Origin of the sequence: Streptomyces bugieae, assembly GCF_036352915.1 — a bacterium.
Lineage (GTDB): Bacteria > Actinomycetota > Actinomycetes > Streptomycetales > Streptomycetaceae > Streptomyces > Streptomyces endophytica.
The window spans coordinates 1038081-1050801 of the sequence record NZ_JAZBJP010000001.1 but is presented as its reverse complement, the minus strand read 5'-3'; the positions used below and the strand labels follow the sequence as shown (position 1 = coordinate 1050801).

At 72.6% G+C, this 12721-nt stretch carries 13 protein-coding genes; 9 read left to right on the top strand and 4 right to left on the bottom strand.

The window, feature by feature from the left end; translation table 11 throughout:
• Positions 1-58: 58 nt before the first annotated feature.
• Positions 59-2044, bottom strand: a complete 1986-nt coding sequence (locus V2J85_RS04895; protein ID WP_261952892.1) for an ABC transporter ATP-binding protein — start codon at positions 2042-2044, stop codon at positions 59-61.
• A gap of 187 nt (positions 2045-2231) precedes the next feature.
• Here V2J85_RS04895 and V2J85_RS04890 point away from each other — a divergent pair, with 187 nt between their 5' ends.
• Together V2J85_RS04890 and V2J85_RS04885 are read left to right on the top strand one after the other, a co-directional pair.
• On the top strand, positions 2232-2738 hold the full coding sequence (locus V2J85_RS04890; protein WP_261952893.1) for a DinB family protein: 507 nt from the start codon (positions 2232-2234) through the stop codon (positions 2736-2738).
• Between the two features lie 251 nt (positions 2739-2989).
• Entirely contained in the window at positions 2990-3394 is a 405-nt protein-coding gene (locus tag V2J85_RS04885) for an STAS domain-containing protein (RefSeq protein ID WP_330820709.1), read from the top strand.
• 13 nt (positions 3395-3407) lie between these two features.
• Here the strand turns inward: V2J85_RS04885 and V2J85_RS04880 are convergent, their stop codons facing one another.
• Positions 3408-3896: a glutathione peroxidase gene (locus tag V2J85_RS04880; RefSeq protein WP_261957233.1), complete on the bottom strand. Its 489-nt coding sequence runs from the start codon at positions 3894-3896 to the stop codon at positions 3408-3410.
• A gap of 468 nt (positions 3897-4364) precedes the next feature.
• A complete protein-coding gene (locus tag V2J85_RS04875) occupies positions 4365-5999 on the bottom strand; it encodes an FAD-dependent oxidoreductase (protein ID WP_330820708.1) in 1635 nt (544 codons plus the stop codon).
• Positions 6000-6251: 252 nt separating this feature from the next.
• Between V2J85_RS04875 and V2J85_RS04870 the strand changes: the two genes are divergently transcribed.
• The 7 genes from V2J85_RS04870 to V2J85_RS04840 all read left to right on the top strand — a co-directional run bounded on the left by V2J85_RS04870 (position 6252) and on the right by V2J85_RS04840 (position 11550).
• Positions 6252-7370, top strand: coding sequence for a TcmI family type II polyketide cyclase (locus V2J85_RS04870; protein ID WP_261952896.1), 1119 nt, complete (start codon positions 6252-6254; stop codon positions 7368-7370).
• A 67-nt stretch (positions 7371-7437) separates the two neighbouring features.
• Positions 7438-7872 (top strand): cupin domain-containing protein, encoded by a 435-nt coding sequence (locus tag V2J85_RS04865; protein WP_261952897.1) that lies wholly within the window; start codon positions 7438-7440, stop codon positions 7870-7872.
• Positions 7869-9137 (top strand): beta-ketoacyl-[acyl-carrier-protein] synthase family protein, encoded by a 1269-nt coding sequence (locus V2J85_RS04860; RefSeq protein ID WP_261952898.1) that lies wholly within the window; start codon positions 7869-7871, stop codon positions 9135-9137. The genes V2J85_RS04865 and V2J85_RS04860 overlap by 4 nt, the downstream gene beginning before the upstream one ends.
• A complete protein-coding gene (locus V2J85_RS04855) occupies positions 9134-10384 on the top strand; it encodes a ketosynthase chain-length factor (protein WP_261952899.1) in 1251 nt (416 codons plus the stop codon). The genes V2J85_RS04860 and V2J85_RS04855 overlap by 4 nt, the downstream gene beginning before the upstream one ends.
• 14 nt (positions 10385-10398) lie before the next feature.
• Entirely contained in the window at positions 10399-10686 is a 288-nt protein-coding gene (locus tag V2J85_RS04850) for an acyl carrier protein (protein ID WP_261952900.1), read from the top strand.
• 1 nt (position 10687) lies between these two features.
• Positions 10688-11161: an SRPBCC family protein gene (locus V2J85_RS04845; RefSeq protein ID WP_261952901.1), complete on the top strand. Its 474-nt coding sequence runs from the start codon at positions 10688-10690 to the stop codon at positions 11159-11161.
• Between the two features lie 56 nt (positions 11162-11217).
• Positions 11218-11550 (top strand): TcmI family type II polyketide cyclase, encoded by a 333-nt coding sequence (locus tag V2J85_RS04840; RefSeq protein ID WP_261952902.1) that lies wholly within the window; start codon positions 11218-11220, stop codon positions 11548-11550.
• Positions 11551-11685: 135 nt separating this feature from the next.
• Here V2J85_RS04840 and V2J85_RS04835 read toward each other — a convergent pair whose 3' ends face one another.
• Positions 11686-12714: an acetylserotonin O-methyltransferase gene (locus V2J85_RS04835; protein ID WP_261952903.1), complete on the bottom strand. Its 1029-nt coding sequence runs from the start codon at positions 12712-12714 to the stop codon at positions 11686-11688.
• Positions 12715-12721 lie beyond the last annotated feature (7 nt).

Here is a 12721-nt window from a genome sequence, read left to right as displayed (position 1 = left end):
CAGTTTTCGCCATGCGGAAGGCCCCCGCCAAGAGGTGGGGGCCTTCCGCATGCCGCGGTCAGTTCACCAGCGCCGGGTCCACCAGGAGGTCGTCGCCGGGGCCGGCCGGTGCGGCCTCGGTTTCCGGGCCCGCTGCGGACTCGGTGTCCGGGCCCGCGGGTGAGGCGCCGGGTGACGTGGCCGCCGCCTCCGTGAACTGGGTCCTGTACAGCTCCGCGTACCGCCCGTCGGCCGCCAGCAGCGTCTCGTGGGTGCCGCGCTCGACGATCCGTCCGCCCTCGACGACCAGGATCAGGTCGGCGGCGCGCACGGTCGACAGCCGGTGGGCGATGACCAGCGCGGTGCGTCCCTCCAGGGCCTCGCCGAGCGCCTCCTGGACGGCCGCCTCGGAGGTGTTGTCCAGGTGGGCGGTGGCCTCGTCGAGGATCACCACCCGGGGGTGGGCGAGCAGCAGCCGGGCGATGGTCAGCCGCTGCCGTTCGCCGCCGGAGAGCCGGTAGCCGCGCTCGCCGACGACGGTGTCCAGGCGGTCGGGGAGGCCGGCGATCAGCTCCTCCAGGCGGGCCCGGCGCAGCGCGTCCCACAGCTCGTCCTCGGTCGCTTCCGGCTTGGCGAGCAGCAGGTTCTCGCGGATCGAGTCATGGAAGAGGTGGCCGTCCTGGGTGACCATGCCGAGGGCCCCGCGCAGCGAGGCGGCGGTCAGGTCGCGGACGTCCACGCCGGAGAGCCGGACCGCGCCCGAGTCCGCGTCGTACAGCCGGGGCAGCAGCTGGGCGACGGTCGACTTGCCGGCGCCCGAGGAGCCGACCAGGGCGACCATCTGGCCGGGTTCGGCGCGGAAGGAGATGCCGTGCAGCACCTCTTCGCCGCCGCGGGTGTCGAGGGTGGCGACCTCCTCCAGGGAGGCCAGCGAGACCTTGTCGGCGGACGGGTAGCCGAAGCGTACGGAGTCGAACTCCACCGACACCGGGCCGTCGGGGACCTCGCGGGCGTCCGGCTTCTCGGCGATCAGCGGCGTCAGGTCGAGCACCTCGAAGACCCGCTCGAAGCTGACCAGGGCGCTCATCACCTCGATGTGGGCGCCGGACAGCGCGGTCAGCGGGGCGTAGAGGCGGGTGAGCAGCAGCGCGAGCGAGACGATGGCGCCGGCCTCCAGCTGCCCGCGCAGGGCCAGGAAGCCGCCCAGGCCGTAGACGACGGCCAGCGCCAGGGCGGAGACCAGGGTCAGGGCGGTGACGAAGTACGTCTGGACCATGGCCGAGCGGACGCCGATGTCCCGGACCCGGCGGGCGCGGACGGCGAACTCGGCGGACTCGCGGGCCGGGCGGCCCATCAGCTTGACGAGGGTGGCGCCCGGTGCGGAGAACCGTTCGGTCATCTGCGTGCCCATCGCCGCGTTGTGGTCGGCGCCCTCCCGGCGCAGCGCCGCCAGCCGGCGGCCGACCCGGCGGGCGGGCAGCACGAACACCGGCAGCAGCACCAGGGCGATCAGGGTGATCTGCCAGGAGAGGGTGAGCATCACGCCGAGTGTCAGCATCAGCGTGACGATGTTGCTGACCACTCCGGAGAGCGTGTCGCTGAACGCCCGCTGGGCGCCGATCACGTCGTTGTTGAGCCGGCTGACCAGGGCGCCGGTGCGGGTGCGGGTGAAGAAGGCGATCGGCATCCGCTGGACGTGGTCGTAGACGGTGGTCCGCAGGTCCAGGATGAGTCCCTCGCCGATGCTCGCCGACAGCCAGCGGGTCACCAGCCCCAGGGCCGCCTCGGCGACCGCGATCAGGGCGATCAGCCCGGACAGCCCGACCACGAGGGCGGACGAGTCACCGCCGACGATCGCGTCCACCACCCGGCCGGCGAGCAGCGGGGTGGCCACCGCGAGCATCGCGGTCACCGTGCTCAGCACCAGGAACCAGATCAGATGCCGGCGGTGCGGCCGGGCGAACGCCGCGATGCGGCGCAGTGTGCCGCGGGAGAAGCGGTGCCGGCCCTGCTGCGCGGCCATCGTGCTGTGCAGCGAGTGCCAGGCGGTGACTTCCATGTCCATGGTGGCCTCCTGTGTGCCGGGTCGTCACGGGATCGCCGTGCGTGACCGGCGACATGAAAGGAACCTAGGACCTCAACCAATATTGAGGTCAAGCGATTCCCGAAGGATCACCCTCCGGGCCCAGCGGGGGAGCCGGTGCGCGGAAATTGCCCGGCGGCCCGGCCCGGGACGTGGCCAAGGTGCCCCGGTGACGACGACTCAGCCGCGCCCCGACACCGGCCCGCCGGGCACCGACGCCGACGAGAAGGCCACCCTGCTCGCGTTCCTGGACTACGTCCGCGAGGCCGTGGCCGCCAAGGCGGAGGGCCTCGCGGAGCGGGCGGCGCGCGCTCCCGGGGTCGCCTCCGGGACCAGCCTGCTCGGGCTGGTCAGGCATCTGACCGCCGCGGAGCGGTACTGGTTCGTCTGGGCCTTCGAGGGCGCCGGGGACGCGCCGCCGGACCTCGGTATGACGGTCGGCGAGGCGGAGAGCGCCAAGGACGTGCTGGCCGGATATCGCGCGGCCGTCCGGCGGTCCAACGAGATCGTCGGGCGCTGCGACGACCTGGGCCGCAGCTGCGTCCGGCCGGCGGGGCAGGCCGGGGCGATCCGGTCGCTGCGCTGGGTGCTGGTGCACATGATCGAGGAGACCGCGCGGCACGCCGGGCACGCCGACATCCTGCGGGAACAGGCCGACGGGGCCGTCGGCAGGTGAGGGAGTGCGGGGTGCGGATACCGTCCGCCGTGCGCCGAGGGGCGACTTTGAGACAACCTCGCGAGGCGGCGTACGCCGGAGAGTTGAGGTGGCGGGACGGCGGGTAAGCCGTAGGCAACTCAAGCGCAACGACGCCCCGGAAACGGGCCGACCCCGCCCGGATCGCGCCGGGCGCCCCCCACCTCTCTTGTACGACTCCGCCGCGGCGCATGGCCGTTTCCGGCGCCGCGGCACGAAAGTGGGCCGGGCCGATGGACGAACGTCAGTACTACCCGAGAATCGTGGGACCCGGTCGCGCCGCGGACGGCGCGACCGTCCTCGAGCTCCACGGCGAGCTCGACATCCTCGCCGTGTCGGTGCTCTCCGCCCGGCTGGACGAGCTCACCGGCGTGCAGGGCGCCGATCTCGTGCTCGACCTGCGCGCGGTGGCCTTCATCGACTGCGCCGGACTCTCACTGCTCAGCCGCGCCCGCTGCCGGACCGGGCAGCGGGGCGGCCGGCTGCGGCTGGCCGGGGTCACCGACGGCGGCAGCGTCGGACGACTGCTCCGGATGACCGGACTGACCGGTCACTTCGAGCTCGTGCCGGACGACGCCCCCGGCCCCGCCGGCGACGATGCCGGGGCGGCCGAGGGCGCGGACATCGCCGTGGCGTGAGGCCCGCTCCGGCTCAGGCCGGCAGGGTCGCCTCGATCGCGGCGACCAGCTCGGGAGCCTCCGGCTCGGTACGCGGCCGGAAGCGGCCCGCGACCCGGCCCTCGGCGTCGATCAGGAACTTCTCGAAGTTCCACTGGACGTCGCCGGCTGTCCCTTCGGCGTCCGCGGCGGCCGTCAGCTCGGCGTACAGCGGCTGCCGGCCGGCGCCGTTGACGTCGCCCTTCTCGAACAGCGGGAAGCTGACGCCGTACGTCGCCGAGCAGAACGTGGCGATCTCCTCGGCGGTGCCGGGCTCCTGGCCCGCGAACTGGTTGCTGGGGAAGCCCAGCACGGAAAAGCCCCGGTCCGCATAGCGCTGCTGCAGCCGCTCCAGACCTTCGTACTGCGGGGTCAGCCCGCACTTGGACGCGACGTTGACCACCAGCAGCGCCTTGCCGCGGTGGTCGGCGAGCGAGGCGGGCTCACCGGTCAGGGTGCGCAGCGGGATGTCGTACAGGCTCACGGTCATGCTCCTCTTCACGGGTACGCGGACGGGGACGGCCCTCGTCGTTCCCAACGGCGCCGCCCGCCCTGATCTTCCCCGGATCGTCGGTGGGCCACGAAACCGTCGGGCGCAGGGTGCCGGCCCGCCACTCCTTGAGCAACTGGTCGAAGATCGGCGTCTCCTCCTCGGGCGGCCGGCGGGCCTGAGGGGCGGGCGGCGGCGGCAGCGACGGGGGCCGGTGCGACAGCGAGATCCGCTGAAAAGGGTGTGAGGCGGGCTTCTTGACATCCATGCCCGGACTCAACCGGAAATCGGCGCCCGGGTTGCGGGACGCGGCCGGGGCGGCCCGCAGATGCCCCTGCGGTGGTGACGGGCAGAAGATACGTTCCCGGAGCGAAGGGGCCGGCGGACGCCCCGCCGGCCCCTTCGCTCAGCTCCGCACCACCGGCCGCGCCGCCAGGGGCGTCCTCGGTGGTTCTGCCCGGATCACGTCCGGCACAGCAGCGCCTCGAGGACCTCCGCGAGCGCCGCCTCGGGATCGGCCACCCGGCCCTCCGCCCGCCACGCCACATAGCCGTCCGGCCGCACCAGGACCGCGCCCTCGGGCGTCGTGCCGTGCTTCTCGGCCCAGTCGGCGCCCTCCTCCGGGGCCAGGTCGTCGTCCGGTTCGGTGCCGATCAGGTAGCAGTTCAGCCGCACCCCGAAGCGCTGGACGGCGCCCTTGGCCGCGGTGCGCCACATGTCGCCGTCGGAGCCGGACAGCAGGGTGAACGACGTCTCGTAGAGGTCGAGGGTGGAGCGGCGCCCCTCGGGGCCGGTCAGCCACATGTGCGGGGCGCGGGTGCCCGGCTCGCCGGTCATCCGCAACTCGTCCGGAACCACCGGCAGTTCGGGATCGGCGCCGACGACCGCGCCGCGCGGGTAGCAGTAGCCGAGCGCGACGGTGAGCACCCCGCGCTGCCGGCCGCCGCCGGCCCCGGGCGCCGGCGCGTACCCGGGGTGGCTGTGCTCCGCGGAGCGGGCCGAGGCGCGGGCGCTGGTCTCCCGGGCCACCGGCAGCCGCTCCGCCTCGTACGTCGACAGCAGCTCCGGGCCCGCCGCACCGTCCAGGACGGCGGCGATCTTCCAGGCCAGGTTGTGGGCGTCCTGGATGCCGGTGTTCGACCCGAACGCGCCGGTGGGCGACATCTCGTGGGCCGAGTCGCCGGCGAGGAAGACCCGGCCCGCGCCGTACCGCTCGGCGACCCGCTCGGCGGCGTGCCACGGGGCCTTGCCGGTGATCTCCACCGCCATGTCCAGCGCGCCGGTCGCCCGCCGGATGTGGTCGATGCACCGCTCGTCGGTGAAGTCCTCCAGGGTCTCGCCCCGATCGGGGTGCCAGGGCGCGTGGAAGACCCAGTCCCGCTCGTTGTCCACCGGCAGCAGGGCGCCGTCGGCCTCCGGGTTCGTCAGGTAGCAGGCGATGAAGCGGCGGTCGCCCACCACCTCCGCCAGCTCCGGGGCGCGGAAGGTGATGCTCACGTTGTGGAACAGGTCGCCCGGGCCGGCCTGCCCGATGCCCAGCCGCTCGCGGACCGGGCTGCGGGGTCCGTCGGCGGCGATGAGGTAGTCCGCGCGCACGGTGCGCCGCTCGCCGGTCTCCCGGCTCTTCAGCTCCGCGGTCACCCCGTCCGCGTCCTGTTCGAAGGAGACCAGCTCGGTGGAGAAGCGCAGATCGCCGCCGAGCTCGCGGGCAGAGCGCACCAGGACCGGTTCGAGGTCGTTCTGGCTGCACAGACACCAGCCGGCCGGGCTGATCCGGGCCAGCCCGCCGCCCGGGTCGATCTCCTTGAACAGCCACTCCTGTTCGTCGCCGGTCAGTGAACGGGCCTGCAGGATCCCGTGGTTGCCGGCCAGGGTCGAGGCCGCCTCCCGGATCGGCCGCTCGGCCCCGGCCACCCGGAACAGCTCCATCGTGCGGACGTTGTTGCCCCGCCCGCGCGGGTGATGGGAGGTGTCCGCGTGCTTCTCGACCAACAGGTGCCGTACACCCAGCCGTCCCAGGAACAGCGAGGCGGACAGGCCCACCAGGGACCCGCCCACGACCAGTACCGGGACCCGTTCTCGGGGAGTGGGATTCATGGCGTGCTCCAGCTCCAAGGCGCATTGAGGGCAGATGGAGCACGAATGCCCGGCCGCGGACCTGTTCGATCACGGTTCACCTGCATGGCTCACAGATCTCGCGCCGCCCGTATGTCCCGGCCACGATCGAATCCGGGACGCCCCCCGGACACCGGGGCGGACGGCCCCACCATCCGGCTCAGTCACCCGGATCGCACCGGAACTGACGACGCACCACAGGGGCCAACGGGCACCGAAGGAGATGCGTAGACGATGACAACGCTGTCGGAACGAATATCCCAGTCAGCCTTCGACGGCTCCCGGCTCAGGGTCGTACTGCTCCTGGACCTCCACGACGGAGCCCAGCAGCAGTTCCTCGAAGCCTACGAGCACCTGCGCAACCAGGTCGCGTCCGTCCCCGGGCACCTCACCGACCAGCTGTGCCAGTCCATCGAGAACCCCTCGCAGTGGCTGATCACCAGCGAATGGGAGAGCGCGCCCCCCTTCCTCGCCTGGGTCAACAGCGAGGAACACGTCAAGATGGTCCAGCCGCTGCACGCCTGCGTCCGCGACACCCGCTCGCTGCGCTTCAGCGTCCTGCGCGAGACCTCGAACATCGCCGCCCGGGCCCCCGAGCCCCCCAAGGGCCGGCTCCAGGCCAACCCCCGCGTCGGCGACGGTGTGGTGCGGCACGCGCTGACCTTCACCGTGAAGCCCGGCAGCGAGGAGCAGGTCGCCGAGATCCTGGCCGGCTACGACTCGCCGGAGGCCCGGGTCGACGACACCACCCGGCTGCGCCGCACCTCCCTGTTCATGCACGGCAACCGCGTCGTCCGCGCGGTGGAGGTGCAGGGCGACCTGGTCGCGGCGCTCCGCCACGTCTCCCAGCAGCCCGAGGTCCGGGCCGTCGAGGAGGCCATCAACCCCTACCTGGAGCAGGACCGCGACCTCAGCGACGCGAACTCCGCCCGGGTGTTCTTCACCCGCGCCGCCCTGCCCGCCGTGCACCACGTCGCCTCCGGCAGCGCCCGGCCCGAGGACGTACGGCGCCACGCGCTGTTCTACCCCGCCAAGGGAGGCTGCGGCATGGCGCTGGCCAGGATGCTGGCCCGCCAGGACGAGCTGGCCGCCGACGACCCGGACTGCCCCGTCGCCGGCAGCACCATCTTCCAGCGCGACGACGTCGTCGTCCGGCTCGTCGACATGCGGATCCCGCTCGACCAGGACCCGTTGCTCTCGCTCGGCATCCGCGGTGAGCGCAAGACGGCGGTGCTGCGGCGTCTGCTCGACACCGAAGTGGCCGGCGGTCTGTCCAACGACCGCGAGCTCGCGCGCTTCCTCGCGCGCTGCGACATGGCCCTGATCACCGACCGCCGGTCCCCGGGCGCCTGAAAGCGTCCGCCCGGAGCAGGTCCCATCCCAACCCATCGCCGGCTTCACGCCCCTGGAGGAATCAGCCATGACCACGCACCGCCCACGCATCGTGGACCTCAGCGAGACCCAGCCCAACCGCCGGCGCGGAGGTGATCTGCGCGCCATGCTGACACCCAGCGCGGTGGGCGCCACGAGCGGCTTCATGGGCATGGCCCTCGTACAGCCCGGCGAGCGCATCGGCGAGCACTACCACCCGTACTCCGAGGAGTTCGTGTACGTCGTCCAGGGCGCGCTCGAAGTGGACCTCGACGGGGAGCCCCACCCGCTGCGCCCGGACCAGGGCCTGCTCATCCCGCCCTACATGCGGCACCGGTTCCGCAACGTCGGGGACGTCGAGGCCCGGATGGTCTTCCACCTCGGCCCGCTGGCGCCCCGCCCCGAGCTGGGGCACGTCGACACCGAGGGCACCGAGGAGAGCAGCCCCGCCGCCCCGCCCGAACACACGGAGCCGGTGTCATGAGTCGCCGCGTGGCGGTCACCGGAGTCGGGATCGTCGCGCCCGGCGGGGTGGGAGTGCCCGCCTTCTGGGACCTGCTGTCCGCCGGCCGTACGGCGACCCGTGGCATCACCCTCTTCGACCCGGAGGGATTCCGCTCGCGCATCGCCGCCGAATGCGACTTCGACCCCGCGGCGCACGGCCTGAGCGCGGAACAGGTCGCCCGCTCGGACCGGTACGTCCAGTTCGCCATGGTCGCCGCGGACGAGGCGCTGCGCGACGCCGGCCTCGACCCCGAGCGGGAGGACCCCTGGCGCATCGGGGTCTCCCTGGGCACCGCGGTCGGCGGCACCACCCGCCTCGAACACGACTACGTCGCCGTGAGCGACCGCGGCAAGCGCTGGGACGTCGACCACCGGCCGGCCGGCCGCTATCTGGAGCGGGCCTTCTCGCCCAGTTCGCTGGCCTCCGCGGTGGCCGAACAGGTCGGCGCGCACGGCCCGGTGCAGACCGTCTCCACGGGCTGCACCTCCGGCCTCGACGCCATCGGCTACGCCTTCCAGTCCATCGAGGAGGGCAAGGTCGACGTCTGCATCGCCGGCGCGTCGGACTCGCCGATCTCCCCGATCACCGTGGCCTGCTTCGACGCGATCAAGGCGACCTCCGCCAACAACGACGACCCCGCCCACGCCTCCCGGCCGTTCGACGCCCACCGCGACGGATTCGTCATGGGCGAGGGCGGCGCCGTGCTCGTCCTGGAGGAGCTGGAGCACGCCCGGGCCCGCGGTGCGACCGTGCACTGCGAGATCCGCGGCTACGCCACCTTCGGCAACGCATACCACATGACCGGGCTGACCCAGGAGGGCCTGGAGATGGCCGAGGCGATCAACCGCGCGCTCGACCACGCCAGGCTCGACGCCACCCAGGTCGACTACGTCAACGCGCACGGCTCGGGCACCCAGCAGAACGACCGGCACGAGACCGCCGCGGTCAAACGGTCGCTGGGCGCACACGCCCACAAGGTGCCGATGAGCTCCATCAAATCCATGGTGGGCCACTCGCTGGGCGCGATCGGCGCCATCGAGATCGTCGCCTGCGTGCTGGCACTGACCCACCAGGTCGTGCCGCCGACGGCCAACTACGAGACCCCGGACCCGGAGTGCGACCTCGACTACGTGCCCAGAACGGCGCGGGAACTGCCGCTGCGTTCGGTGCTCTCGGTCGGCAGCGGCTTCGGCGGATTCCAGTCAGCGGTGGTACTGACCCGACAGGGTGGGAGGGCAACATGAGCTCCCCGAAGGAACGACGCTCCGTCGTCACGGGCATGGGGGTGATCGCCCCCAACGGGGTGAGCACCGATGCCTTCTGGAAGGCGACCAAGGAAGGCATCAGCGTCCTCGACCGGGTGACCCGGGAGGGCTGCGAGCACCTGCCGCTCAAGGTCGCCGGTGAGGTGCGCGGCTTCGACCCGGCGGACCTGATCGAGGAGCGCTACCTCGTCCAGACCGACCGGTTCACCCATTTCGCCATGGCAGCGGCCAACCTCGCGCTGGACGACGCCCGCCTCGGCCGCGCCGACTACGCCGACTCGCCGTTCGCGGTCGGCGTCGTCACGGCCGCCGGCTCCGGCGGCGGCGAGTTCGGCCAGCGCGAGCTGCAACGGCTCTGGGGGCAGGGCTCCAAGTACGTCGGCCCCTACCAGTCGATCGCCTGGTTCTACGCCGCCAGTACCGGACAGATCTCCATCCGCGGCGGCTTCAAGGGCCCCTGCGGAGTCGTGGCCAGCGACGAGGCGGGCGGCCTGGACGCCCTGGCGCACGCCTGCCGCACCGTGCGGCGCGGCACCGACGCGGTCGTCGTGGGCGCCGCCGAGGCACCGCTGGCCCCCTACTCGGTCGTCTGCCAGCTCGGCTACGACGATCTGAGCACGCTCGACGACCCGGTCCGCGCCTACCGCCCGTTCACCGACGGCGCCTGCGGATTCGTGCCCGCCGAAGGCGGCGCGATGCTGGTCGTCGAGGAGGCGACGGCGGCCGAGGGCCGCGGCGCACCCGTCCGGGCCGAACTGTCCGGACACGCCGCGACCTTCACCGGCGCCTCCCGGTGGGAGGAGTCCCGGGCCGGACTCGCCCACGCCATCCGCGGCGCGCTGGAGGACGCGCGGTGCGCCCCGGACGAGATCGACGTGGTGTTCGCGGACGCGCTGGGCGTCCCCTCGGCCGACCGGGCCGAGGCGCTGGCCCTCGCGGACACCCTGGGCCGGCAGGCCACCCGGGTCCCGGTGACCGCGCCCAAGACCGGCACCGGGCGGGCGTACTGCGGTGCCCCCGTCCTGGACATCGCGGCCGCGGTGCTCGCCATGGAACACGGTGTGGTGCCGCCCACCCCCAACGTCGTCGACGTGTGCCACGACCTTGACGTCGTGACCGGCCGGGCCCGCCCAGCCGAACTGCGGACGGCGCTGGTGCTGAGCCGGGGACTGATGGGCTCGAACGCGGCAATGGTGCTGCGGCAGGGCCCGCCGTCCCCCTCATGAGAAGGAGAACCGCAATGACCGCTCAACTGACCCTCGACGAGCTGGCAGCGCTGATGAAGTCCGCCGCCGGCCTGACCGTCGACCCGAAGGACCTGGCGAACCGGGCCGACTCGACCTTCGCCGAGTTCGGCCTGGACTCGCTGGGCCTGCTGGGCATCGTGGGCGAGCTGGAGAACCGGCGCGGCCGGCCGATGCCGACCGACGCGGAGCGCTGCAGGACGCCGCGCGACTTCCTCGCCCTCGTCAACACCCCCAGCAAAGCCCCCATGGAAGCCGACAAAGTGCCTACGACAGGAGCCTGACATGCCCGGCCACACCGAGAACGACATCACCATCGCCGCGCCCCTCGACCTCGTCTGGGACATCACCAACGACATCGAGAACTGGCCGCAGCTGTTCAGCGAGTACGCCGCGGTCGAGGTGCTGTCCCGCGAGGGCGACAAGACCACCTTCCGGCTGACCATGCACCCGGACGACAACGGCACCGTCTGGAGCTGGGTCTCCGAGCGGGTCGTCGACCGCGCCCACCGCACCGTCCGCGCCCGCCGGGTCGAGACCGGCCCGTTCGCGCACATGGACATCCACTGGCAGTACTCCGAGATCCCGGGCGGCACCTCGATGCACTGGACCCAGGACTTCGCGATGAAGCCGGACGCCCCGGTCGACGACAAGGGCATGACCGAGCTCATCAACCGCAACTCCCGGATCCAGATGGAGCTCATCCGGGACAAGATCGAGCAGCGGGACCGTGAGCTGCGGTCCGCCACGGTCAGCTGACGGCCCGCCGGGCCGCGTCCGGACCGCCCTCCGGCGGCAACGAAGGGATCTTCCCGATGCATCACGCTCTGATCGTCGCCCGCATGAAACCCGGTTCGGCACCGGACATCGCGGACGTCTTCCGCGAGTCCGACCGTACGGAACTCCCGCACCTGGTCGGTGTCTCGCGGCGGACCCTGTTCCAGTTCGGTGACGTGTACCTGCACCTCATCGAATCGGACCGGCCGCCCGGCCCGGAGATCGCCAAGGTCACCGAGCACCCCGAGTTCCGCGCGGTGAGCGACAAGCTGTCCGCCTTCGTCAGCGCCTACGACCCCGAGACCTGGCGGAGCCCGAAGGACGCGATGGCCCAGCAGTTCTACCGCTGGGAGCGCGACGGCAGCCGCTGACGCGCAGGCCGGGCCGAGGCGATCCCTCGGGCTCCGGCCGCCACCCGGGAACCGGCACGGCCGCCCGGCGGGGAGAGCTCTCCCCGCCGGGCGGCCGGCCGTGCGCGGACGGGTTCCTCTGCGGCGGCCGCGTCCTCAGGCCGGGACGGTGCACTCGAAGGCGTGCAGGTACGGGTTGACGACGAGGACGTCGTGCACCTCCAGCCCGGCGTCCGAGATCCGGCGGATCATGCTGTCCTTGGTGTGCTTGGCGCCGCCCACGTTCAGCAGGAGCAGCAGGTCCATGGCGGTGGTGAACTTCATCGACGGGCTGTCGTCGACGAGGTTCTCGATGACCACGACCCGGGCACCGGGCCGGGCCGCCGCCTTGACGTTGTGCAGCGTCCGGCGGGTGGAGTCGTCGTCCCACTCCAGGATGTTCTTGATGATGTAGACGTCGGCCCGGACCGGGATGTCCTCCCGGCAGTCGCCGGGCACCACCGTCACCCGCGGGGCGAGCGGGCCGCCCGCGCGCAGCCGGGGGTCCGGTTGCGCCACGACCGTGGGCAGGTCGAGCAGGGTGCCCTCCAGCGAGGGGTGCTTCTCCAGCAGGCTGGCGAGGACGTGGCCCTGCCCGCCGCCGATGTCCGCCACCGACTGCGCCTTCGACAGGTCCAGCAGCCGGGCGACGTCCTCGGCCGACTGCTTGCTGGAGGTGGTCATGGCCCGGTCGAAGACCTGGGCGGACTCGGCGGCGTCCTGGTGCAGGTACTCGAAGAAGCTCTTGCCGTACAGGTCGTCGAAGACATCGCGCCCGGAGCGCACCGCCTCGTCCAGCCGCGGCCACGCCTCCCAGGTCCACGGCTCGGTGCACCACAGGGAGATGTAGCGCAGGCTGTTCGGGGTGTCCTCGCGCAGCATCCGCGACATGTCGGTGTGGACGTACTTCCCGTCGTCGGTCTCGGCGAAGATCCCGTAGCAGGACAGCGCGCGCAACAGCCTCTCCAGCGGCCGCGGTTCGGCCTTCACCTCGGCTGCCAGCTCCTCGGCGGAGGCCGGCCGGTCGCCGAGCGCGTCGGCGACGCCGAGTCGCGCCGCCGCCCGTACCGCCGCCGCGCACGCGGCTCCGAAGACGAGCTCCCGCAGCCGCATGGCCGACTGGGGCGTGGGACTTACGGTGGTCATTCCGCCT

Excerpts from the sequence above, each read along its gene's own strand:
- V2J85_RS04895 (WP_261952892.1), bottom strand. The coding sequence starts at position 2,044 with ATGGACATGGAAGTCACCGCCTGGCACTCGCTGCACAGCACGATGGCC.
- V2J85_RS04885 (WP_330820709.1), top strand. The coding sequence starts at position 2,990 with ATGGACGAACGTCAGTACTACCCGAGAATCGTGGGACCCGGTCGCGCC.
- V2J85_RS04875 (WP_330820708.1), bottom strand. The coding sequence starts at position 5,999 with ATGAATCCCACTCCCCGAGAACGGGTCCCGGTACTGGTCGTGGGCGGG.
- V2J85_RS04870 (WP_261952896.1), top strand. The coding sequence starts at position 6,252 with ATGACAACGCTGTCGGAACGAATATCCCAGTCAGCCTTCGACGGCTCC.
- V2J85_RS04865 (WP_261952897.1), top strand. The coding sequence starts at position 7,438 with ATGACCACGCACCGCCCACGCATCGTGGACCTCAGCGAGACCCAGCCC.
- V2J85_RS04860 (WP_261952898.1), top strand. The coding sequence starts at position 7,869 with ATGAGTCGCCGCGTGGCGGTCACCGGAGTCGGGATCGTCGCGCCCGGC.
- V2J85_RS04855 (WP_261952899.1), top strand. The coding sequence starts at position 9,134 with ATGAGCTCCCCGAAGGAACGACGCTCCGTCGTCACGGGCATGGGGGTG.
- V2J85_RS04850 (WP_261952900.1), top strand. The coding sequence starts at position 10,399 with ATGACCGCTCAACTGACCCTCGACGAGCTGGCAGCGCTGATGAAGTCC.
- V2J85_RS04845 (WP_261952901.1), top strand. The coding sequence starts at position 10,688 with ATGCCCGGCCACACCGAGAACGACATCACCATCGCCGCGCCCCTCGAC.
- V2J85_RS04840 (WP_261952902.1), top strand. The coding sequence starts at position 11,218 with ATGCATCACGCTCTGATCGTCGCCCGCATGAAACCCGGTTCGGCACCG.
- V2J85_RS04835 (WP_261952903.1), bottom strand. The coding sequence starts at position 12,714 with ATGACCACCGTAAGTCCCACGCCCCAGTCGGCCATGCGGCTGCGGGAG.